This is a genomic window from Halomonas sp. V046 (genome assembly GCF_052645355.1).
This window is the reverse complement of the sequence record NZ_JBQXYF010000001.1, coordinates 519,963-542,390: the sequence shown is the minus strand read 5'-3', so window position 1 is coordinate 542,390 and position 22,428 is coordinate 519,963. Positions and strand designations below refer to the sequence as shown.

The following is a 22,428-nucleotide window of genomic DNA, read 5'->3' as shown; positions in this document are numbered from 1 at the left end:
TTGGGGTGATGCCGGTGATCGTGTGAGACAAAGTCGTCCTGATTGATGCCTTCCGTGTACGTGAGAACCTTTTGGGAGAAACCGATCATATCCTTCAGATATAGCCGCCACTCACGGGGCCGGTCGGCGCTCAGCCCTGGGCCTTGAGGTTATGCGGGGTGACCGGGTAGCCGCGCTGCTTGTAGGTCGTCCAGCACTCGCGCTTTCGGGTCAGCACGTCCTGGTGCTGATTGATGATCTCGGCGACGCGCTCGAAGCGCGAGAACCACTCGGGGATCTCGGGGCTCAGGTTGAGCATCGCCTGGGGCGGCGGGTCGAGGCTCTGCGGCGGGCCCTGCCAGCCGATGGTCACCGGCACGTTCATCGCCTCATCGCTGCCTTCCAGGGCGTGGGGTACGTAGGCGTCGGGGCGAAAGTCCCACAGCCGCTCGTCGAGCTCGCGGGCCATGGCTTCGTCCTCGGCGTACAGGTACAGCCGGTAGCCCTTGCGGGCGATGGTTTCGGTCAACCGACAGGCGAAGGCGAGGCGCGCTTCGAGGGTGGTGTCCGGGAGAATGTAGAAATCGATCTTGGTCATGGGCACATGGGGGTGAATTCAGTGGTAGCGGAGCGGCTGGGGCGGGCGGCGCGAGGGGCGGCCGGTCGAGAGTGGAGACAGTGACCCCGTCGCAGTCTTACACAATAAGCCGCCCGAGGGCGGCCTATTGAGAAGCATCATCGCGTTGCGGCGAGTCGTCGCGATGCCCGGCTGTGACAGGGCCGGCTGCAACTGGCCTGATCGGATCGGTCAGACCAGGCGGGTCAGCCAGCCGTGGGTGTCTTCCACACGGCCGTACTGGATATCCAGCAGGCGCTTGCGCAGTTTGGACGCGATGGCGTTGTCGCCCGGATGCTCGATCACGCCGTCGTCGCTGACCAGGCGGCCGATTGGGGTGACCACGGCGGCGGTGCCGCAGGCGAAGACCTCGGTGATCTCGCCGGAAGCCACGCCATCACGCCACTCATCGATGCTGATCGGGCGCTCTTCCGGGGTCAGGCCCTCTTCCTTGGCGAGTTCCAGCATCGAGTCACGGGTGACACCCTCGAGGATGGTACCGGTCAGGCGCGGGGTGATCAGTCGGTTATCCCGGGTGACGAAGAACAGGTTCATGCCGCCGAGTTCCTCGACCCAGGTGTTCTCGACGGCATCGAGGAATGCGACCTGATCGCAGCCGTGGTCGGAGGCTTCCTTCTGGGCCAGCAGGGAGGCCGCGTAGTTGCCGCCGCACTTGGCGAACCCGGTACCACCAGGAGCGGCGCGGTTGTAGTTCGACGACAGCCAGATCGACACCGGCTTCACGCCGCCCTTGAAGTAGGCGGCGACCGGACAGGCGATGACGTAGTAGTCGACTTCCTTGGCCGGGCGCACGCCGAGAAAGGCTTCGCTGGCGATCATGAACGGGCGCAGGTAGAGGCTCGATTCCTCGGCGGCGCTGGCCGGTGTCGGCACCCAGTCGACGTCCTGGGAGACCAGCGCCTTGACCGCACCGAGGAAGTCCTCGTCGGACAGCTCCGGCAGGGCCAGGCGGCGGGCCGAGGCGCGAAAGCGAGCGGCGTTCTTCTCCGGGCGGAAGGTCCAGACGCTGCCGTCGGCGTGACGATAGGCCTTCATGCCCTCGAAGATTTCCTGGGCGTAGTGCAGCACCGAGGCCGCCGGGTCCAGGCTCAAGGGGCCGTACTGGCGTACCTGATGACCATGCCAGCCAGCGTCTTCGGTCCAGCGGACGTGGGCCATGTGGTCGGTGAAGTACTTGCCGAACCCGGGGTTCTCAAGGATGGTTTCGCGAACGCTGTCGGCGGTGGGGGTGGCACTGGGCTCGAGCGAGAAGCCTTGGGTGGACACGGAACGTTCTCCAGAAATCAGGTGATGTCGCGGGGATCACCAGCCGCGATATCGACGGTCAGGGGGCCGATGTTGTCGCAGGACGAGTCGGCGGAAGGTCGAGGCGGCGCCATGGCGCCGCCGTATACATGCAGAATGACACAGCGCGGCGTGGCTGGGGAAGACGCGATTGCCTATGCGCAAACCCAGCCGGAAGTGACGCGGTATCGGCGGTTAGCGGCGTCTCGGACGCCTGCGGTGGTGCCAAAAAACGCTGCGGGCGAGCGCCAGACAACGCCTTATATGGCGTACAGCGTTAGTCTGGCGCCGCTTCGCTGGCCTTACCTGTGGCGTTACTCGCCTTCGATGGTGGTGTCGCGCAGTTCGTCCTCGCGATCCAGCAGGTACCGAGTCAGCAGACCCACCGGGCGGCCCGTCGCGCCTTTCTGGCTGCCGCTGTTCCAGGCGGTGCCGGCGACATCCAGGTGCGCCCAGGGGTATTGCGTGGCGAAGCGTGACAAAAAGCAACCCGCGGTGATGGTGCCTGCCGGGCGGCCGCCGATATTCGCCAGGTCGGCGAAGTTGGAGTCCAGCTGCTCCTGGTACTCGTCCCATAGCGGCAGGTGCCAGGCCCGGTCCCAGGCGGTCTCGCCGGCGTCGAGCAGGTCCAGCGCCAGGTCGTCGTCGTTGGACAGCAGGCCGGTGGCGTGGTGGCCAAGGGCGATGATGGCGGCACCGGTCAGGGTGGCGATATCGACCACGCTGGCCGGGGTGAAACGCTCGGCGTAGGTCAGGGCGTCGCACAGCACCAGGCGACCCTCGGCGTCGGTATTGAGCACCTCCACCGATAGGCCCTTCAGGGTCTGGATGATATCACCGGGCTTGGTGGCGCGGCCGTCGGGCATGTTTTCGGCGCTGGCGACGATGGCCACCAGGTTAATCTTCGGCTTGATGGCGAGAACCGAGGCCACGGTGCCGAACACGCTGGCCGCACCGCACATGTCGAACTTCATTTCGTCCATGCCGGCGCCGGGCTTCAGCGAGATACCGCCGGTGTCGAAGGTGATGCCCTTGCCGACTAGTACATGGGGTGATTCGTTGGCGTCGTCGGCGCCGTTGTAGCGCATCACGATCAGCCGCGATGGCTCTTCGCTGCCGCGCCCGACAGACAGCAGAGAATGGGCGCCGAGAGCCTCCAGGGCCTCTTCGTCGAGAATCTCGGTGGTCAGGGCGCCAGCCGACTCACTCGCCAGGCGCTCGGCCTCGGCGGCCAGGTAGCGCGGCGTGCAGACGTTGCCGGGCAGGTTGCCCAGGGTGCGGGCCAGATTGATGCCGTCGCCCACGGCTCGGCCGTGGCGTGCGCCAAGCGTCGCGGCGTCGGTGTCATCGCCCTCGCTGATCAGCAGGGTGACTTCAGCCAGGCTCGGCGCCGGTGCCGGCTCGCTCTTGAACTGGGTGAAGCGGTAGCTGGCGCGAAGCGCGCTCTCGGCGATCTTGTGGGCCTTCCAGCCGGCGTCACGGTCGGGCACGGGAACGTCGGTGAGCGTCACCGCGGCAGCGTCGATGGACATTTGTGCCAGGTGCGCGAAAGCCGCGTCCACGGCCTTGCAGAACGCGCCTTCCTGGCACTTGGCGCGCTCGCCAAGACCGACCAGCAGCAGGCGGTCGGCGGGTAGGCCCGGCGCGAACGGGATCATCTGGACGTTGCCGAGCTTGGCGTTGAAGTCGCCGCGCTCGATCAGCTGTTGAATGAGACATTCGCTGGCATCGTCGATCTTGGCGGCGGCGGGCAGCAGGTCGCCGTCCTTGAATACCGGGATCACCAGGCAGGGGGTCTCGGTCTTGACCGGATTGGCCGTCTTAACAGGGAATTCCATGCTGACTCCACAAGACAAGCGTGAGGGGATTCTGGATAATGCCGGCACCATGCCGAGACCAACCAGTGTACCCAAGGGCCGGCGCCAATGCATGAACCCTGCGCCCAATGGGCGATAATCCGGCGGGCCGCCGGTTCGCGGTGTCGCGGCGGCGGCGACTAGCCTGAGCACTACCGCCGGCGCACGCGAGTCGATGTTGGCGGTGTCGCCGGGAACGGCGGCGTAGCGTCGCACGACCCCGTAGAGCCAACGCCGATTGCGCTTGTGCTGCTGGGTACTGGACACGGAAGACGACGGGCCAAGGGGCCCGGGCCGGGAGAGCGCGTTGATCATATTTCGTTATCTGAGCCGAGAAATTCTGCTGACCATGTCCGCGGTGGCGGGGGTGTTGCTGCTGGTCATCATGGGCAGCCGTTTCATCCGCTACTTTTCCAGCGCGGCGAATGGGGAGATTCCGGCGAGCATTCTCGGCAGCCTGATGCTCTACCACCTGCCGGGCTTCCTCGAGCTGATTCTGCCCCTGGCGTTCTTTCTCGGCATACTGCTGGCGTACGGGCAGCTCTATCTGAACAGCGAGATCACCGTGCTGGTGGCCTGTGGCACCAGTCCCAATCGGTTGTTGACGGTCAGTCTTGTGCCGGCGGCGATAGTCGCCGTGCTGGTCGGCATGTGCAGCCTGTGGCTGACACCGGCGGGGGCATTGCACAACGAACTGATGCTCGAGCAGCAGCGCAGCAAGCTCGACTTTTCGGCGCTGGCACCGGGGCGCTTCCAGGAGTTCGGCAGCGGCCGCATCGCCTACGCCAGTGACGTCTCGGACGACGGCGAACGGATGCAGGAAGTCTTTATCAGCGAGCGACAGAGCCGCAGCGATGGCACTCCGGAAAGCGTCGTGACCCGTGCCACCCAGGGCTATCAGACCACCGACCCCGACACCGGCAGTCGTTATCTGGTGCTCGACCATGGCGAACGCTACAGCGTCGATGCCGGGCGTGCCGAGGCCGAGCGTCTCGAGTTCGACACCTACGCCGTTCGACTGGCCCGAGCGGCGGAGGCCGTCGAGACCGACGCCGCCGAGTTCGCCACCACGCCTGTCTTGTTCGATAGCGACAATTCCGAGGCCATGGCGCAGCTGCAGTGGCGGCTCGGCGCTCCGGTGATGGTGTTCGTGCTGACGCTATTGGCCATGCCGCTGTCCCAGGTCAATCCGCGCCAGGGGCGCTTTGCCAAACTGTTGCCGGCGATCTTCCTGTACGTCGCCTATCTCAGTCTGCTGCTCGCGGCCATGGATGCGATCGGCAGTGGCAGCTTGCCGGTGGTCATCGGCATGTGGCCGATCCACCTCGCCTTTCTGGTGTTCGGTCTGCTGCTGACCTATCACGCCCAACGCAAGGGAATGAGCGGATGATTCTCGATCGCCTCGACGGCTACATCGCCCGCAACGTCCTCGGCGCCATTTTAGTGGTTCAAGTGGTGTTACTGGGGCTCGACCTGATCATTACCTACATCGATGATCTTAATGACATCGAGGGCGGCTATGGTGCCCTCGATGTGTTCCTGTTCCTGTGCATGCGCTTACCGTGGCGTTTCTATCAGTACGCCCCGGTGGGGGTGCTGATCGGCGCACTGATAGGCCTTGGTGGCATGGCCTCAAGCAATGAGCTGACGGTAATGCGTGCCGCTGGTCGTTCATTGACGCGCATCCTGTGGGGGGTAATGAAGCCCATTATCCTGGTGGTCGCGGTGGTGCTGGTGGTGGCGGAATACGTCAGTCCGCAGACCGAGCAGTTCGCCCAGGCCTGGAAGGTACAAAAGATGCAGGGCGATGGGGCGGTGGTCACCGAGCGTGGTGGCTGGCAGCGCGAAGGCGACGATTTCTATCGCTTCGGCGCCATTCGCGCCGATGATACCGTGCTCGACCTGACCCGTTATCAGTTCGAAGGTCATGACCTTAAGTCCGCGACCAGCGCCCGGCGGGCGGTATGGCAGGGGGATCACTGGCAGCTTGAGCAGGTCGAAGTGACTCGCTTCGAGGCCAATGCCACCCACGTTGAGCATCACCCGACGCTCGAGTGGCAAACGACGTTGTCGCCGGAGCAGCTCTCCAGGCTGCTGCGTGAGGTGGAGACCCAGGCTCCCTCCGAGCTGTGGGCCTACGCGACCTATCTCGAGGCCCAGGGGCTCGAGGCGACCCAACCGCTGTTGTACTTCTGGCAGAAACTGTTGATGCCGCTGACCATGGCGTCGTTGGTGCTGGTGGCGGCGTCTTTCGTGTTTGGACCGCTGCGCACAGTGGCCGCGGGGACACGGGTGTTTTACGGCGTCATCACCGGCCTGGTGTTCAAGTACACTCAGGACCTCTTGGCCCCGGCCTCGACGGTGTTCGGCTTTTCGCCTGCCTGGGCGGTGTTGGCCCCGACGCTAATCTGTGCCGGCCTCGGGCTCTACCTGCTGCGGCGTAGCGGCTGATGCCGCCGGTTCGGTCACTTCTGTGTTTTTCGTGCTGAGAGGAAGGCTGGCATGACTCGACGCTTCACCCAACTCGATGACGTCTGGCCGGCCGGTTTCGGTCGGCGCCTGGGGGCGATGATCTACGATAGCCTGCTGCTGTTGGCGATCTGGATCGTCATTACCACGCTGCACGTGGTCGTCGTGCGTCAGGTGCTGGGCATGGCCCCGGAACAGGTCGGGCAGGGCGCCGCGCAGGTCTTCAGCCTGCGCTTGCTGCTGGTGGCCGCCGCCTTCGGTTTCTTCGCCTACTTCTGGCGGCGCGGCGGGATGACGCTCGGCATGCAGTCTTGGCGCCTGAGGGTGCAGACCCAGGAAGGCGGGCCGATCAGCCTCACACAGACCATGATCCGCTTCGCCGTCGGGGCGATCGGCTTCGTCCCCTTGGGCCTCGGCCACCTGTGGGTGCTGTTCGATGGGCAAAAACGCAGCTGGAGCGATATCGCCTCCAACACCCAGGTCGTGGTCCTGCCCAAGCGCGACAAGCGAGCTCGCTAGCGCCTCGGCGGGGGCGCGGCATCGCTAGCCGTGTTCAGCGAATGACCGAGGTGGTGAGTCCGCGTCGGCCATTGTCTCGCCCTTGGCGCTTCTCGGGTCCCAGCCTCAGCCTCAGCCCCAGCCCCAGCCTCAGCCCCAGCCCCAGCCCCAGCCCCAGCCCCAGCCCCAGCCCCAGCCTCAGCCCCAGCCCTGGTGCTCAGCTCTCGGCGTTCCGTACGGCCCGTCGGTTCCCCGTTTCCCTCTCTTCCCGGCCTAGGTGTCCGGGGCACAGCGATGAGCGCGGCGCACACCGCAGGGAGCGTGACACTCCGCTTCCAGACGGAAAAAAGTAGCCGGAATTCAGTCCATTGTCTGGCGCGAATACGAATTGTTGTCATAGGACTTGCATCTCGCTATGGGAATCATTTACATTAACTATCGTGATACAGCGAGGTGATGTTGATGTACGTATGCCTATGCAAGGGAGTCAGTGATCGCCAGATTCGGCAGAGCGTCGATGACGGGGCGAGGAGCTGGCGTCAGATTCAGAACGAGACCGGGTGCGCGACCCAGTGCGGCAAGTGTGCCTGCGTGGGAAAGCAGATCATGCGCGATGCGGTGCGTGAAGCCATGGTCGCCGACGTTGAATCCCTTGCCTACGCTGTATGAACGGCGCCCCTTGCGAGCGGCGCCCTGCCTCGCGATGAGATGACCCATTGAGCGAGATTGTCAGCAAAAGATAGCAATCACTATCATTTTGTTTGCTTTTATCAAGTTTTTGATTTGGTTGATGTTTTTCATGCAAAGGCTATACTGGTTCCGACAAGGCGCTGGTATGGCCCGTTTAGTCGTGCCAGCGTGTTTTGATACGCGTGCCGCTTCCGGCGCGCGCTACAATTCACCATGATGCGCAGGTTCGAGCCTTGTCCGCGGCTGACCTGGAACGCAGACAGGCAATGAGGTGGCAGCATGAAAGGCGATCCCAAGGTTATCGAACACCTGAACATCGTGCTTGGCAACGAACTGGTGGCGATCAACCAGTACTTCCTCCATGCCAAGATGTACAAGGACTGGGGGCTGGCGCGCCTGGCCAAGTGGGAGTATGACGAGTCCATCGAGGAGATGAAGCACGCCGACACCCTGATCGAGCGCATTCTGTTCCTCGAAGGTCTGCCTAACCTTCAAGACCTCGGCAAGTTGCACATCGGCGAAGACACCAAGGAAATGCTCGAGAGCGACCTGGCCGCCGAGCACAAGGGCCGCGACGATCTGATCGAAGCCATCACCTATTGCGAGCAGATCAAGGATTACGTCAGCCGTGACCTGTTTCGCCAGATTCTCGACGATGAAGAAGAGCATATCGACATCATCGAAACCGAGCTCGGCCTGATCGACAAGGTTGGCATGCAGAATTACCTGCACAAGCAGATGCAGGAAGCCGGCGGCGAAGAGTAGCATTCGCCCGCAAGGCAAATGCAGCACCCGCGCCGGGCGCGATAAATCGACGCGTGTCCTCGGGCGCGATCACTAAAAGGGAGGCCACCGGCCTCCCTTTTGTCGTTTCATTGATTACTTCCGATCACTTCGGGCACCAAGGCGTCTCGCTCGAGGCACCCGAGACGTTGCCGTCAGCTCGCCGGGTCGCCGACGTGGAAGGCCTTTTCCAGGGCAAACCGAGGCACGGGTTCGCCTTGTAGCGTGACGGTTTCCATGAACATGTCAAGCGGTCGGACCCACAGTCCATAGTCGCCGTAGAGCGCCCGGTAAGCCACCAGCGGCTCGTCGCTTTCGCTATGGCGAGCGACGCCGATGACCTCATATAAGGGTCCTTTGTAGTGGCGGTAGATACCGGGAGCCGGCAGGGCTGCGCTGGAAGAGAGGGGCATCGATAAAGACTCCTGGGGGCTGACATGACGCCCGTGGCAAAGCGTCGAGCGTCGGGAAATGAGGCATGAAAGGGTCGGCCGTCGGGCGCTGCTCGAGCGGCCTCGTGGCGGGTCGTCAGCTGGACTTTAGCGGTGCTCGGGTCAGTCTGGCCAAGGTCCGTGAGGCGGCCACGAAGCCGAAGGTGCCGGTGACGAAGGTCGCGGCACCGAACCCCCCCTCGCAGTCGAGGCGCGTCGATTCACCGGCGCCGGGTTTGGTGTGGCAGACCTCGCCGTCGGCGCCGGGGTAGACAAGCTGCTCGTCGGAATAGACGCACTCGACGCTGAAGCGGCGCTTGGGATTGCGCGAAAAGCCGTGATCGCGGCGCAGCCGCGAGCGCACCTTGGCCAGCAGTGGATCGTGCTCGGTGCGGGTCAGGTCGGCCACGCGGATGCGCGTCGGGTCGGTCTGGCCGCCGGCGGCGCCGGTGACGGTGATCGGCAATTTGCGCCGCTTGCACCAGGCGATCAGCGCGGCCTTGGCGATCACGCTGTCGATGGCGTCGATCAGGTGATCGGCGTCATCGGGAATGCGCTCGGCCAAGTTGGTCGGGGTGGCGAAGGCGACGTCGGCGATGACCTCGATGGCGGGCTGAATGGCGCGGCAGCGCTCGGCCAGGACCTCGACCTTGGGACGACCGATGGTGCCATCCAGGGCATGCAGCTGACGGTTGATGTTGGACACGCAGACATCGTCCAGGTCGATCAGGGTCAGCTTACCGACGCCGGAGCGGGCCAGCGCCTCCACCGCCCAGCTGCCGACGCCGCCGACGCCAACCACCACCACGTGAGACTGGGCGAGGCGACGGGCCGCCGTGGCGCCGTAGAGGCGGCGGATACCGCCGAAGCGCAGGTCGTAGTCGTCGTGCGCGACATGGTGGGGGAGATTGTCGTTCATGGCGTAGATGTCTCGCGAAAAATCGACCCGGCGCGGGGCAGGTGAGCGTTCCAGCCGAAACGCGCGAAAAGCTCGGTCATGGTGGCGTCCAGTGGGCAGGTCAGCGTCAGGCGCTCGTCGCTGAGTGGGTGATCGAAGGCCAGGCCCACCGCGGCCAGAAGCAGGCGTGGGCAGTCGAGCTGCTCGCGAAAGAAGCGGTTGTGGTTGCCCTTGCCGTGCTTGGCGTCGCCGATGATCGGGTAGCCTCGTCCCGAGAGATGGCGGCGAATCTGGTGGCGACGGCCGGTGAGCGGCTGCACCGCCATCAGTGAATAGCGTGCCTGAGGGTAGCGGTCGACGCTGACGGGCAGTTCGACGCTGTCCAGGCGCTGCACCAGGGTGGTCGCCTCCATGGCCGGCATCTCGGCCTTGGGTCGGCTGCCGTCTTCCTCGCGCAGCGGTGAATCGAGACGGTCGCTGTCGGGGCCTACGCCTCTGACCACTGCGAGATAGCGCTTGTCGACCCGGCGCTCGGTGAAGGCGACGTTGAGTCGCTGGGCGATGCCCGAGGACAGGGCGAAGACGATGACCCCTGAGGTCGGTCGGTCAAGGCGGTGTACCGGATAGACCCGCTGGCCGATCTGGTCGCGCAGGCGCTGGAGCAGGAACTCGCTTTCGCCCCGTGCCAGCGGACTGCGGTGGACCAGCAGGCCGGCCGGCTTGTGCACGGCGATCAGGTGGTCGTCGTGGTAAAGGATCGGCAAGGGCAGAGACATGCGAATAACCGGACGCGAGAAGGGCGCCCATTGTCGCCGTACAGGCCGGCGATGTCATCCATCCGCACAGAGGCTCTCTTTCTTGCGCCTTTGGTCTATGATGGGGCGCCGAAGACGTTCATGAGGAACAGGGAATGGCGTGGTGGACGCAAACCGGTCGCCTGGCGCGGGAGTGGGCGCCGGTACTCAAGGTTCTCGCGGTGTTGTGGTTGGTGCTGGCGCTGTTCATGCTGCTGCCTTGGGGCGTGTTGCTGTGGGAGGGGGACCCGGATGCCCATGCCTTCGCCGCCTCGCTGCTGCTGGTGGTGGGCGCGGTGGTGACCAGCCTGTGGCTGACCTGGCGCATCCCGGTGGAGCTCAAGACCCAGCAGATGTTCGTGCTGACGACCCTGTCCTGGGTGACGATCAGCGGTTTCGCGAGCCTGCCGCTGGTGCTGGGGGCGCCCCAGCTTAGCCTGACCAATGCGGTGTTCGAGTCGGTGTCGGCGATCACGACCACCGGTTCGACGATTCTGACGGGCATCGAGAACCTGTCCGACGGGCTCAAGCTGTGGCGCGGCCTGATGCAATGGCTCGGGGGCATCGGCATCATCGTCATGGGCATCGCCATCCTGCCGTTCTTGAAAGTCGGTGGCATGCGCCTGTTCCAGACCGAGTCGTCGGATTGGTCCGACAAGGTGATGCCGCGAACCGGGGGCATCGCCAAGGCCACGCTGCTGATCTACCTGGCGGGGACCCTGGCCGCGACCCTGGCCTACTGGGGCGGCGGCATGTTGCCGCTGGATGCCGTGGTTCATGCCATGTCGTCGGTCTCCACCGGTGGTTTCGCCAATTCCGACGCCTCGTTCGGTGCCTACGCCGACCAGCCCAGGCTGTTGTGGATGGGGACCTTCTTCATGCTCTGGGGGGCCTTGCCCTTCGTGCTCTATATTCGCACCCTGCGTGGCTCGCGGTTGGCGCTGTGGCGAGATGAGCAGGTGCGCGGGCTGGTGATCCTGCTGCTGGTCGTGGTCGCCGTCTTGACCCTGTATCGCGTTCAGCGGGGTGACGCCCCCTTCTTGGCGCTGACCCACACCGCTTTCAATGTGGTCTCGGTGGTGACCACCACCGGCTATGCCAGCGATGACTATACCCAGTGGGGGCCGCTGGCGGTGATGGCCTTCTTCTACCTGACCTTCGTCGGGGGGTGTAGCGGCTCGACCAGCGGCGGGATGAAGATCTTCCGCTTCCAGGTGGCGCTGAAGATGTTGACCAGCCAGCTGAGGTTTCTGATCCATACCCACGGGGTCTTCGTCTCGCGCTATAACGGCCTGCCCCTGACCGACGAGATCCATCGCGCCGTGGTCGCATTCTCGTTCTTCTTTTTCCTGACCATTGCCGGTCTTGCCCTGGCGCTGTCGCTGCTTGGGCTCGACCTGGTGACGGCGTTGACCGGGGCGGCGACCGCGGTGACCAACGTCGGACCGGGGCTTGGCGATATCATCGGCCCGGCGGGCAACTTTTCGAGCCTGCCCGATGCTGCCAAGTGGCTGCTGTGCATCGGCATGCTGATGGGACGCCTGGAAATCCTCACCGTGCTGGTCTTGCTGACGCCGATGTTCTGGCGCAAGTGAGCGCATCACAGGCGCGACCGTTGCGGGCTACTGGCGTACCGTGCCTCCCGCCGAAGGCGTCGACAGTGTGCTGCGCTGGCTATCTATGTCGGAGCTTTCGCGGTTATGGGTGGTGGTCGGTACTTGTTGCGGGGCAACATGACAGTCGACATTGGTCGTCTCGCCGAAATCGGCGGGGTTATTCACCCTGAAGCGATGTCCGACGGGAGCCTCCCTTGATGAAACTGTCCGCCGCCTACCGCCTCGCCGCGACCATCCTGCATGGCTTCGACGAGTACCGTTCCCGCTTCAAGCAGATTACCCACGACGCCAATCGACGCTTTCGCGATGCCGCCTGGCGTGAGGCTCAACAGGCCAGCGCCGAGCGGATCAATCTTTATCAGGAGAAGGTCGATGAGACCCTGGGACGCCTGCGGCGTACCTTCGAGCACGACACCTTGACTCACTGCGAGTGCTGGCTCGAAGCCAGGGGGCACTATTCTGAACTGATCAGCCAGCGTCTCGACTATGAGCTCGCCGAGACTTACTTCAACTCGATGTTCTGTTCGATCTTCCATCATCGCCATATTCGCAATGACTGGATGTTCGTCTACAGCTCCCGAGAGGGAGCTCCCCATCATTCCGGCATCGAACTGTGTCGCCATGTGAAGGTGAACGGAGACTGGTCCCGGGCCATCGTCGAGGCGCTCGACGGTGCCGATCTGGGACTGGCGTTCATCGATGCCTCCCACTGTGGCGAGTTGGCCTCCGACTTCCTTGTCGACCACTTGCCCACGGCGCTGGCGGAGGCGCCCGATGCCGAGATCGAACTGCTCAAGAGCGTGTTCTATCGTAACAAGGGCGCCTACCTGGTCGGGCGCATTCACTCGGGTGCCGAACAGGTGCCGCTGGTGCTGCCGATCCTGCACCAAGAAGGCAAGGGGCTGCACCTGGACACGGTACTGATCGAGCCCGACGAGGTATCGATCATCTTCTCGTTTACCCGGGTCTACTTCCAGGTCGACGCCACGGTGCCGGGGGAGTTCGTTCGCTACCTGCAGATGTTGATGCCAGACAAGCCGTTGAGTGAACTGTATGCGGCCATTGGGTTCTTCAAGCACGGCAAGACCGAGTTCTTCCGTGCCCTGAACCATCAGATCGCCAGGCGCGAGGACAAGTTCATCATCGCGCCCGGGGTGCGTGGCATGGTGATGGCGGTGTTTGTGCTGCCGTCCCATCGTACCGTCTTCAAGATCATCAAGGATCGTTTCGATCCCACCAAGGAGATGAGCCGCGACAACGTTCGCGAGAAGTACGGCCTGGTCAAGCGCCATGACCGGGTCGGGCGCATGGCCGATACCCAGGAATTCTCGTTTCTGGTGGCGCGCCGAGATCACTTCGATCCCGACTGCCTGGAAGAGTTGCTGCGGGTGTGTCCGTCCACGGTGTACCTGAAAGAGGACAAGGTGATCATCGAGCATTGCTATACCGAGCGCATGATGACGCCATTGAACCTGTACCTGGAGCAGTGCAGCGACGCCGAGTCGGTGTCGGTGCTGAAGGATTACGGCAACGCCATCAAGCAAATGGCAGCGGCCAATATCTTCCCCGGCGACATGCTGTTGAAGAATTTCGGCGTGACCCGTCACGGGCGCGTGATCTTCTATGACTATGACGAAGTGAGCTACCTGACCGAGTGCAACTTCCGGCACATTCCAGAGCCGATGTACCCTGAACAGGAGCTCGCCGAGGAACCCTGGTACTCGGTCGGGCCGAATGATATTTTTCCTGAGGAATTCGGGCCATTCCTGTTTGCCGACGTGCGTCGGCGTAAGCTGTTCTACGAGCTGCACCCGGACCTGTTCGATGCGGACTACTGGAAAGGGTTGCAGCAGGCCATCAACGAAGGCCAGGTGATCGACGTCTATCCTTATCGCAACAAGCAGCGCTTTGCGTCCGATCCGGGCGGGCTGACCTACTAGCCAGCGTCGTGTTCGGGACGCCGAGCGAGCCAGCGTCGTGTTCGGGACGCCGACCGAGCCAGCGTCGTGTTCGGGACGCCGGCCGAGCGCCTGCCAGAGAGTCCAGGGAATCAGAGATGACACAACCAGCGCCTCATCTGGTGGTGCTGTCCGGCGCCGGGATCAGCGCGGAGAGCGGTATTCAGACCTTTCGCGCCAGCGACGGCCTATGGGCCAACCATCCCATCGAAGAGGTGGCGACGCCCGAGGGTTGGGCAAGAGACCCCGAGCGTGTGCTGCGTTTCTACGATGCGCGCCGGGACCAGATCCGCGCGGCACGCCCCAATGCCGCCCACCGGGCGCTGGCCAACCTCGAGGCGCGGGGCTTCGAGGTCAGCGTCATCACCCAGAATATCGACGACTTCCACGAGCGCGCTGGCTCGCGGCGGGTGCTGCATCTGCACGGCGAGATCATGGTCTCGCGGTCGTCGGTGGATGCGCGCATGCGTTATCCGCTGGGCAAGCGCAATATCGTCATCGGCGATGTCTGTGATCAGGGCAGTCAGCTTCGCCCCGATGTGGTGTGGTTCGGCGAGGAGGTGCCGGCGTTCGCCGAGGCCTGCGACATCGTCGCGCGTGCCGACCTGCTCCTGGTGGTGGGCACCTCACTGGCCGTGATGCCAGCGGCGTCGCTGATCGACGAGCTGCCGCTGGCCGCCGCCTGCATGCTGGTCGATCCGGATGAAAGTCTTGTCGTGCCGCCAGGCGTTGCCCGCCTGGCACTGCCGGCCGGACAGGGCGTGCCGGCGCTGACTCGCCAATGGCAACGGGAAGGACGACTTTTCGTGCCGCAGCACTAGCCGCCGCACGAGCCGTCGCACCAGCCACAGTCCTCGCCACACGGCCGCTCGATGCCGGGGGGCACCGGCCAGGGCAGTCGCCGCCGGCACTGGTCGGCCATCGTGCTAGACTACGCGCCCTCGCCGCAGGCCTAGCAGGACCGCCACCGATGACCGATGACTTACCGCACGACCGACATCGCCCCCGCTCTCTCGCCGCTGTCGGTGACGACGCGGGCGGCACCGCGCGTGATCCGGCCACCGGACACGCGCGTCCCCCGCGTCGCGAGTTCAAGGCCCGAGGCAGTTTCGTGGTGCGCTGCGATGGCTGCCAGCTGCCCGAGCTCAATTGCCTGTGCCCGTTCAGGGTCAAGGCCAGCAGTCGGGTTCAGGTGTGGCTGGTGACGCACCCGCTGGAGCATCATAAACCGACCAACACCGGGCGCTTGATCCGTGACGTGCTACCGACGACCCGGGTTTTTACCTGGTACCGTACGGCGCCGGATACGGAATTGCTGGCGTTGCTGGCGGATGAGCGCTATGCCCCCTTCGTGGTGTTTCCCGACGACCAGCCGGACTACGCCGACCGGGTCACTACGATCGCGGCAGTCAGAGGTGCGCGGGAGTCTCGCATTCCCGTGTTGATCCTGCTCGATGGCACCTGGCGCCAGGCGCGACGCATCTTCCGCAAGAGCCCCTATCTCGATGCGTTGCCCGTGTTGCCGCTGCGCACGGATCGCTTGACCCGCTATCGTTTGCGCAAGCCGGCGTCTGCCGCGCACCTGTGTACGGCGGAGGTGGCCGCGGAGCTGCTGACGCAGGCCGGGGAGGCCGACGCGGCGGGGATCCTGAACGACTACTTCGATGTCTTCAATGACAGCTATGCGGCGAGCCGACGCGACGCCCGACTCGTGTCGCCGACCCCCGCCATGGAGCGCTTGAAAGCGCGTGCCAGTACGGCCGATGCGATGGGAGAGGCTCGCTGATAGCTGGCGTTTTGGCGTAGTAATGACGGTATGTCGACGAGTTGTTCCGCCAAATTTGTGCGGACTAAACCGAGATGACCGATAGCAAACCGAGCCGTTTGCCCAACGTTTCAGCATACTAAGTCCGGCACCCTTTCCTGACACGCACAGTTTGTAGCCCAGAGACGTCCGGTTTGACCGCACGCACCAGGCCAGTCGGGAAGGAGAAAGGTATGGATTTTCGCACTCGCTTTACCAGGACACGGCCGTATCCCGGTGATGGCGGAAATGCCATCGATTCACCGCGCTATGGCGAAGAGCTCGAGCGTCAACTCGAACGAGACCGCGCAAGGGTGGTCAACTGCGACGCCATCCGACGCTTGCAGCATGGGGAAGGTGGCGCTTGTCTGGCGTCTGGCCGGACAGGGCATCGTGGCTTGTCGCGGGCCCTGGAGGCCAAGCAGGCCGGACGCTTTATCGTGCGCACGCTCTACGCCAAGCTGCCAGACAGCGCCGCCAGCCACCATCTTGGGGGGCTTGCCAGGGCACTCGAGTCGGTGGTCGAGATTGCTTGCCTGGCGAAGAATGTCGGCCGGCCTCCCTTCGGTCAAGCCGCAGAAGAGGTGCTCAGGGACTGGTTTGCGGCGCAGCTGCCGCGCTTGGCTCCCTGGCGCCATGGCACGGCCTCCCACGAGGCGTTGCCGAGGCGTCTGACGGCGGATCTTTGTCGCTTCGACTCGGGGGCGCAGACGCTGCGCGTGCTGACCAAACTGCTGCACCTCAACCTGACGTATACCCAGACCGCCGCGTTGATGTCGGCAGCGCCTGTGGCGGGGGCAGGGACGGACGAGCGTCGGCTCGGCCCCAGTGCTTACTATCTTTCCGAACTGTCCTATGTCGATGACGCGCAGGCGGCGTTGGCCCTGGTGCCGGAGCGCCACCATCCCGCGGTGTATCTGGTCGAGGCCGCCGAGGCGATTGCTCGTGGCATTGCCGACCTGGAGGAGGCCGTGGCTCGCGGCATTCTCGACATCCCGTCGCTGGCGGCTGCCCTCAAGGGTGCTTACGCCGCTCGGCATCATGCCTCGGGGGACGCCGAGACCGAAGCGGTGATCAATGCGCGGGTGTTTTGCCGTCATGGTGTGCGTCGGCGCTGGAGCTTTGGTGGCATGGTGGACTGGCCTTTAGATCGCTGCCGGCGCGAGCCGTTGTCGAGCCCGGACAAGTTTTTCACCTACTTTCGCGTGGGCATCGTGCAAGTGCTGGTCAATTGTGCCGCTGAGTCCTTCATTACGAATCTCGACGCCATTCATGGCGGTGACCACGGGCACAGCCTTGTTGACGACAATGGACCCTGTGCGGCGTTGCTGGGGGCACTCGAGGATGTGGCGTTGGAATGCCAGCGTCGGGATGTCGGGGCGCTCTGCCAGGCGCGCCAAGCCAAGCGTGCCGTGCAGCGGGTACTCGACGCCTTTGTGCCGCTGCTCACGCTCACGCGTGATGACTTCGCGGCCGTGCTGGCGGGCCGCTTCGAAGGACCCGAGGCGTCGTCGCTCCGCCGGCGCCGGGAGCTTTTGGGAGCATGGGAGCTGTCGGCCTACGATAATGCGCTGGTGAAATGTGCCCATTCGCAGAGTATTGCCGATTGGGAGTTCTACTATCGATGTCGCCTGATTCAGGACATCGTGAGTGGCATGACCGAAGCGCAGGTGCTCGATGCTGGCCGCGTTTGCGGGAGTGACGGCGAGCGGCCGGGGCGCCGTGGCGAGGTGCGTTGACGGTGCGCCGACAGGTAGACCGGCCGAGCGCCGGCGTATGGCGTAGAGTCGCAGTCTTGGCTCGCCATAGGCGCGCGACAGGGAAGCCCCGGCATGACGGCAGACGTGAGGACAGTGGCACTTGCCCTGGTGTTGGCCACGACTGTGGCATTGAGCGGCTGTGTGCCGATGGTGACAGAGCGCTGGTCGCTGCAGCCGCTGCAGGGGCAGATTATCGATGCTGAATCTGGCATGTCCTTGTCGGGGGCGCGTATCGTTGCCGCCGCCGAGCCAGCCGCCGCCGCTGTCAGCGATGCACAAGGACGCTTCGCGATCACCGGGCGTTCGCGTACGGCCTTCTACCTGGCCATGCCCGCCAGCATGCTGCGTTCCCAGTGTTGGCGGGTCGAGCGCGAGGGCTATCTCGGCCTGTGGATCGATGTTCCGGAGATGGTGCCGGACACGTCGCGCCAGCTGAGCAGTGTCCGCGTGCCGCTGTTGCCCGTCGGTGGCGCAGGCCGATCGGGGGCGCGTGGGCAGGATGTCTACCGCCAGGCGCTGGTGGCGCGTTGGGGCAGTGAGATCCAGGCGCTGGACGCGCTGGGGGACTGGCGCTTGCCCGAGCAGGGCGAGTGCGTGGCGGCGTCAGGCTGACACCGCCTATCGCCGTATCCGTCCAGGCCTGACGATGTGGTCCATCACCGGCAGTGATCGCGCCGGAACCTGGGGTGCTTAGCGATGCCCGCGCCTGGCCAGCAGTGTCTCGTCCACCTCCTCAAGGCTGCGGCGACCGCACAGCGCCAGCGTCAGGTCCAATTCGCGATGCAGTATCGCCATGCTGTGCTCTACCCCGGGCTGGCCTCGGGCGCCGAGGCCGTAAAGATAGGGCCGCCCGATGTGGACCGCTCGGGCGCCCAAGGCCAGGGCCACAAGAATATCCTGGCCGCTGCGAAAGCCGCCATCGACGTGGACCTCCATGCGCTGCCCGACGGCATCGACGACGCCGGGCAGGGCCGCGATCGAGGCCTGGGCGCCATCCAGCTGACGCCCGCCGTGATTGGAGACGACCACGGCCTCGGCGCCGACTTCCGCCGCGAGCCGCGCATCGTCGGGCTCGAGAATGCCCTTGACCACCAGGGCGCCGTCCCAGCGCTTGCGCACCCACGCAAGATCCGCCCAGGTCAGACTCGGGTCGAGGTTGGCGTCGAGCCAGGCGTTGAGTCCGGCGAGCCCGTTGATACCGGTCAGGGCCCCTTCGAGGTTCCCAAGGCCCAGGCTGCCGCGTTGCAGGTGCCGATACAGCCAGGCCGGGTGGCGTGACAGGTCCCATGCCAGCGCCGCGACCGCTGGCGGGGGGAGCCTCAGCCCCCGGCGCGCGCTGTGCAGATGGTCGGCCAACAGGGGCATGTCGACGGTGACCATCAACACGCGACAGCCAGCGCGCCAGGCCCGCGTCATCAGGCGCTCACTCAAATTGCGATCCCGCAGCAGGTAGAGCTGGAACCACGGGGGGGGCGTCGTCGCCGCGGCGACGTTCTCGATACAGTCGATGGACAGGGTGGCGTGGACATAGGGAACGCCAGCGCGAGCCGCGGCCCGGGCGCAGTGGCGCTCGCCGTCTGCCCACAGCATGCCGCCGAGTGCCACCGGCGACAGGACCAGCGGTAGGGCGACATCCTGCCCGATCAGTCGGGTGTCGAGCCGCCGATGACTGACATCGACCAACTGCCGGGGCCGCAGATACCAGCCGGCGAGGGCCTCTCGATTGGCACGCAAGGTGTGCTGGCGCCAGGCGCCGCCCTCGAAATAGTCGAACACCAGGCGCGGTAGCCGCTTCTGGGCCATACGGCGTAGCTCTGCAATGCTGCGTGGTGCCATGGGGGCCGACTCCCTTCAGCCGACGGCACGCTGCGGCGCCGCCCGTCCATTCAGCATAGTCTAAGAAAAATTAGTGGGGAGTGGTCCCGGTCTCGTTCATCGCGTCCACCAATCGGACGCGCCACACGGCCGAGCGGCGAACTCGCCTCAGCCTTGGGAGAGTGACGGAACTATCGGATCGGTCCGGCGGGGAGGGCGCGGTCCGTGGCACCAGGCGCTGGCGCCGACGGTGAAAGGCGTGCCTCACCGGGCCCGAGTGAACGGGCCCGGCGTGGGAGGTCGTGGGAAGGTGTCGAGGGTCAGCCGAACAGGCTGCCGGCGATGCGAAAGCCGGCGATCCAGGTGCCGGCGGCGGAACCGAGTGTCGCGCCGAGAAACACCAGCAGGGTGCGTGAGACGCGGTTGCGCCACCAGCCTTTTAGCTGGGTAACGTCATGGCGCAGGGTGGCGAAGTCACGCACCTTGGGCTTGCGCATGGCCAACTCGACCCCGGCGGCGACAAACCCTGCGCCGATGGTCGGGTTGAGCGAGGTCAGGGGCGCGGCGACGATGGTGGCAATCACCGTCACCGGGTGAGCCAAGGCGACCAGCGTGCCGATACCGGCGAGTACCCCGTTGATCACGAACCACTCGGCCACCAGCTGCCAGCCGAGCTCGGTGTTGCGCGAGAAGCCGATCACGAAGCCGGTGATGACCAGCGCGGTGATCAGCCATGGCACCATTTTCCACACCCCGGAGCGAGGCTTGGTTGCCTCGAGGGCGGCGATCTCGGTCTCGGGAGACTCGGCCGGCGGGCCCTCGAGATGCTCGGCCATGCCCTTGAGGTGCCCGGCACCGATCACCACCAGCACCCGCGAAAACTTGCCCGGCGGACAGCGTTGGGCCAGTCGCATGACCATGTAGCGGTCACGTTCGCTGATCAGCGGGGTGTAGAGGGTTTCCGACTCGGCGGCGAACTCACTGAAGGTCGATTCCAGCACGTCGCCCTGCTTGAGCCGCTCGACCTCGGCAGCAGAGACCTCCTGACGTGATAGCACGCTGCCCAGCAGTCCCGAGAGCAGCGAAAAGCGTTGCCACCAGGGGACGTTCTGATAGATACGCTTGAGCGTCAGGCCGACGTCACGATCGATCAGCAGCAGCGGCAATTCGCGCTTCTGGCTGGCCTCCAGGGCGGCGCGCATTTCGGCACCCGGCTCGATTCCAGACTGCTCGGCGATACGCTGTTGAAAGGCGCCGAGAGCCAGGTTGGCGGCGACCATGCCGGCCTTGCCCTGACGAAAGATCTGAAACAGGTCCTGGTCGCCGAGGGCGTCGGGGTTGGCCATGTTGTGATGGCGAGCGTCGCACAGCTCGATGGCCACGGCGTCGAACTCGCCGGAGTCGATCAGGTCGCGCACCTCGTCGGCGCTTTCGGCGCTGACGTGGGCGGTGCCCAGCAAGGTGAAGACGGTATCGCCCACGCGAACGTCACGGCGCGGACCACCGGTCGGTGCGCTGGTGCTGTCTGCCGGGGCTGCACCACCCGCCCCCTCGGTCGCTGTGTCTGCCGGCGTTGCGGTTGCTGTCTGGGTCTCGGTCATGGACCTGTGGGCCTGAAAAGAGTGAAGGGACGATTATCCACGAACGTTGGGCCTGGGCCAAACGCGGGGTGCTGCGGGTCAGCGCCGGTTACTTGCGCCAGAAGGCGGGGGTGAACAGCACCAGGACGGTGAAGATCTCCAGGCGGCCCATCAGCATGGCCAGCACCAGGATCCACTTGGCGGTGGAGGGCATGTCGCCATAGTGCAGGCTGGCCTCGCCGAGCGCCGGCCCCAGGTTGTTGAGCGCCGAGCCCACCGTCGACCAGGCGGTGACCTGATCGACGCCGGTGGCCATGACCCCGACCAGCATCAGGAAGAACAGCAGCACGTAGGCCGAGAAGAATCCCCACACCGCCTGGGCGATGCCGTCGGGCACGCTGACCTTGCCGATCTTGACCGCGATCACCGCGTTGGGATGAATCAGACGCATGATCTCGCGCATGCCCTGCTTGATGATCAGGATGATACGGATGACCTTCATGCCGCCGCCGGTGGAGCCCGAACTGGCGCCGACGAAGGCGGCGATGAACAGCAGCAGCGGCAGGGCGCCGGGCCACGCGGAGAAGTCCGCCACCGAGAAGCCGGCGGTGGTGGCCACCGACACCACCTCGAAGATGCCGTGTCGCAGGCCGATGGTGGTTTCCTCGGTGCCGGTCAACCACAGCGTGATCACCGCGATGGCGCACAGTCCCGCCAGGTACAGCAGCAGAAAGCGGGCTTCGGGGTCTTCGAGGTAGTGACTCAGGCGCCGCTCGCGCCAGGCCATGAAGTGCAGGCTGAAGCTCATCGCCGAGATCAGCATGAAGGCGACGCAGATCGCTTCGATGGCGGCGCTGTCGAAGTAGCCGATACTGGCGTCATGGGTCGAGAAGCCACCGATGGCGACGGTCGAGAAACTGTGGCCGAGGGCGTCGAACCAGTCCATCCCGGCGGCCATGTAGGCGAGCATGCAGGCCAGCGTCAGGGTGGCGTAGATGTACCACAGCGCCTTGGCCGTCTCGGTGATGCGTGGCGTCAGCTTGGAGTCCTTGAGCGGTCCGGGGATCTCGGTGCGGTACAGCGCCATGCCGCCGACGCCGAGTGTCGGCAGGATGGCCACCGCCAGTACCACGATCCCCATGCCGCCCAGCCACTGCAGCTGCTGGCGATAGTAGAGAATCGCCTCGGGCAGGAAGTCGATGCCGGTGATCACTGTGGCACCGGTGGTCGTGAGGCCGGAAAAGGACTCGAACACCGCATCGGTGAACGACAGTGCCGCACTGCCGGTGAGCATCAGCGGCAGTGAACCGAACAGGCCCAGCACGCCCCAGAACAGCGCGGCGATCAGAAAGCCGTCGCGGGTGCGCAGTTCGCGCCGGGCGCGACGGTTGGGCAGGTACATGGCTGCCCCGGTCGCCACGGTGATGGCGATGGCGATCAGGAAGGCGTCCCACATGCCATCGCCGAACAGCAGCGAGATGGCGATCGGTGGCACCATGGTCAGGCTGAACATCATCAGCAGCAGGCCGAGGATGCGCAGGATCATGCGCAAGCTCATGCGATGGCGCTCCCCGTG

General features: G+C 64.8%; 20 protein-coding genes. 11 read left to right on the top strand and 9 right to left on the bottom strand.

Annotated elements, in window-relative coordinates; translation table 11 throughout:
* Nucleotides 1-130: 130 nt before the first annotated feature.
* The 3 genes from ACUN9Y_RS02360 to ACUN9Y_RS02350 form a co-directional block, all read right to left on the bottom strand.
* Nucleotides 131-577 (bottom strand): DNA polymerase III subunit chi, encoded by a 447-nt coding sequence (locus ACUN9Y_RS02360; protein WP_445459058.1) that lies wholly within the window; start codon nucleotides 575-577, stop codon nucleotides 131-133.
* Between the two features lie 210 nt (nucleotides 578-787).
* Complete coding sequence (locus ACUN9Y_RS02355) at nucleotides 788-1,882, bottom strand: branched-chain amino acid aminotransferase (RefSeq protein ID WP_445459057.1); 1,095 nt, start codon at nucleotides 1,880-1,882, stop codon at nucleotides 788-790.
* A 332-nt stretch (nucleotides 1,883-2,214) separates the two neighbouring features.
* Nucleotides 2,215-3,738, bottom strand: coding sequence for a leucyl aminopeptidase (locus ACUN9Y_RS02350; RefSeq protein ID WP_445459056.1), 1,524 nt, complete (start codon nucleotides 3,736-3,738; stop codon nucleotides 2,215-2,217).
* A 325-nt stretch (nucleotides 3,739-4,063) separates the two neighbouring features.
* Here ACUN9Y_RS02350 and lptF point away from each other — a divergent pair, with 325 nt between their 5' ends.
* From lptF to bfr, 5 genes are all read left to right on the top strand, one after another.
* Nucleotides 4,064-5,146 carry an LPS export ABC transporter permease LptF gene (gene lptF / locus ACUN9Y_RS02345; protein ID WP_445459055.1) on the top strand — a complete coding sequence of 361 codons (1,083 nt, stop codon included), beginning with the start codon at nucleotides 4,064-4,066 and terminating at the stop codon, nucleotides 5,144-5,146.
* Nucleotides 5,143-6,207 (top strand): LPS export ABC transporter permease LptG, encoded by a 1,065-nt coding sequence (gene lptG / locus ACUN9Y_RS02340; RefSeq protein ID WP_445459054.1) that lies wholly within the window; start codon nucleotides 5,143-5,145, stop codon nucleotides 6,205-6,207. Before lptF ends, lptG begins: the two co-directional genes overlap by 4 nt.
* Nucleotides 6,208-6,258: 51 nt before the next feature.
* Nucleotides 6,259-6,744: an RDD family protein gene (locus tag ACUN9Y_RS02335; RefSeq protein WP_445459053.1), complete on the top strand. Its 486-nt coding sequence runs from the start codon at nucleotides 6,259-6,261 to the stop codon at nucleotides 6,742-6,744.
* Nucleotides 6,745-7,185: 441 nt separating this feature from the next.
* A complete protein-coding gene (locus tag ACUN9Y_RS02330; RefSeq protein ID WP_445459052.1) occupies nucleotides 7,186-7,392 on the top strand; it encodes a (2Fe-2S)-binding protein in 207 nt (68 codons plus the stop codon).
* Nucleotides 7,393-7,692: 300 nt separating this feature from the next.
* On the top strand, nucleotides 7,693-8,178 hold the full coding sequence (gene bfr / locus ACUN9Y_RS02325; RefSeq protein WP_445459051.1) for a bacterioferritin: 486 nt from the start codon (nucleotides 7,693-7,695) through the stop codon (nucleotides 8,176-8,178).
* Between the two features lie 173 nt (nucleotides 8,179-8,351).
* Here the strand turns inward: bfr and ACUN9Y_RS02320 are convergent, their stop codons facing one another.
* From ACUN9Y_RS02320 to ACUN9Y_RS02310, 3 genes are all read right to left on the bottom strand, one after another.
* The gene (locus tag ACUN9Y_RS02320) at nucleotides 8,352-8,609 is read right to left on the bottom strand and encodes a DUF1653 domain-containing protein (protein ID WP_445459050.1); all 258 of its coding nucleotides are present in this window, start codon (nucleotides 8,607-8,609) and stop codon (nucleotides 8,352-8,354) included.
* 115 nt (nucleotides 8,610-8,724) lie between these two features.
* Entirely contained in the window at nucleotides 8,725-9,546 is an 822-nt protein-coding gene (gene tcdA, locus ACUN9Y_RS02315) for a tRNA cyclic N6-threonylcarbamoyladenosine(37) synthase TcdA (protein ID WP_445459049.1), read from the bottom strand.
* Nucleotides 9,543-10,301: a pseudouridine synthase gene (locus ACUN9Y_RS02310; protein ID WP_445459048.1), complete on the bottom strand. Its 759-nt coding sequence runs from the start codon at nucleotides 10,299-10,301 to the stop codon at nucleotides 9,543-9,545. The genes tcdA and ACUN9Y_RS02310 overlap by 4 nt, the downstream gene beginning before the upstream one ends.
* A gap of 134 nt (nucleotides 10,302-10,435) precedes the next feature.
* Here ACUN9Y_RS02310 and ACUN9Y_RS02305 point away from each other — a divergent pair, with 134 nt between their 5' ends.
* The 6 genes from ACUN9Y_RS02305 (at nucleotide 10,436) to ACUN9Y_RS02280 (ending at nucleotide 18,069) form a co-directional block, all read left to right on the top strand.
* Nucleotides 10,436-11,914, top strand: coding sequence for a TrkH family potassium uptake protein (locus ACUN9Y_RS02305; protein ID WP_445459047.1), 1,479 nt, complete (start codon nucleotides 10,436-10,438; stop codon nucleotides 11,912-11,914).
* Nucleotides 11,915-12,132: 218 nt separating this feature from the next.
* Entirely contained in the window at nucleotides 12,133-13,875 is a 1,743-nt protein-coding gene (gene aceK, locus ACUN9Y_RS02300; RefSeq protein ID WP_445459046.1) for a bifunctional isocitrate dehydrogenase kinase/phosphatase, read from the top strand.
* A 116-nt stretch (nucleotides 13,876-13,991) separates the two neighbouring features.
* Nucleotides 13,992-14,714 (top strand): SIR2 family NAD-dependent protein deacylase, encoded by a 723-nt coding sequence (locus ACUN9Y_RS02295; protein ID WP_445459045.1) that lies wholly within the window; start codon nucleotides 13,992-13,994, stop codon nucleotides 14,712-14,714.
* 149 nt (nucleotides 14,715-14,863) lie between these two features.
* Nucleotides 14,864-15,679: a tRNA-uridine aminocarboxypropyltransferase gene (locus tag ACUN9Y_RS02290; protein ID WP_445459044.1), complete on the top strand. Its 816-nt coding sequence runs from the start codon at nucleotides 14,864-14,866 to the stop codon at nucleotides 15,677-15,679.
* A 212-nt stretch (nucleotides 15,680-15,891) separates the two neighbouring features.
* The gene (locus ACUN9Y_RS02285; protein WP_445459043.1) at nucleotides 15,892-17,436 is read left to right on the top strand and encodes a hypothetical protein; all 1,545 of its coding nucleotides are present in this window, start codon (nucleotides 15,892-15,894) and stop codon (nucleotides 17,434-17,436) included.
* A 93-nt stretch (nucleotides 17,437-17,529) separates the two neighbouring features.
* Nucleotides 17,530-18,069 carry a hypothetical protein gene (locus ACUN9Y_RS02280; protein ID WP_445459042.1) on the top strand — a complete coding sequence of 180 codons (540 nt, stop codon included), beginning with the start codon at nucleotides 17,530-17,532 and terminating at the stop codon, nucleotides 18,067-18,069.
* 78 nt (nucleotides 18,070-18,147) lie between these two features.
* Here ACUN9Y_RS02280 and ACUN9Y_RS02275 read toward each other — a convergent pair whose 3' ends face one another.
* From ACUN9Y_RS02275 to ACUN9Y_RS02265, 3 genes are all read right to left on the bottom strand, one after another.
* The gene (locus tag ACUN9Y_RS02275; protein WP_445459041.1) at nucleotides 18,148-19,293 is read right to left on the bottom strand and encodes an alpha-hydroxy acid oxidase; all 1,146 of its coding nucleotides are present in this window, start codon (nucleotides 19,291-19,293) and stop codon (nucleotides 18,148-18,150) included.
* A 299-nt stretch (nucleotides 19,294-19,592) separates the two neighbouring features.
* A complete protein-coding gene (locus ACUN9Y_RS02270; RefSeq protein ID WP_445459040.1) occupies nucleotides 19,593-20,873 on the bottom strand; it encodes a TraB/GumN family protein in 1,281 nt (426 codons plus the stop codon).
* 88 nt (nucleotides 20,874-20,961) lie between these two features.
* A complete protein-coding gene (locus tag ACUN9Y_RS02265; protein WP_445459039.1) occupies nucleotides 20,962-22,410 on the bottom strand; it encodes a TrkH family potassium uptake protein in 1,449 nt (482 codons plus the stop codon).
* Between the last annotated feature and the right edge of the window lie 18 nt (nucleotides 22,411-22,428).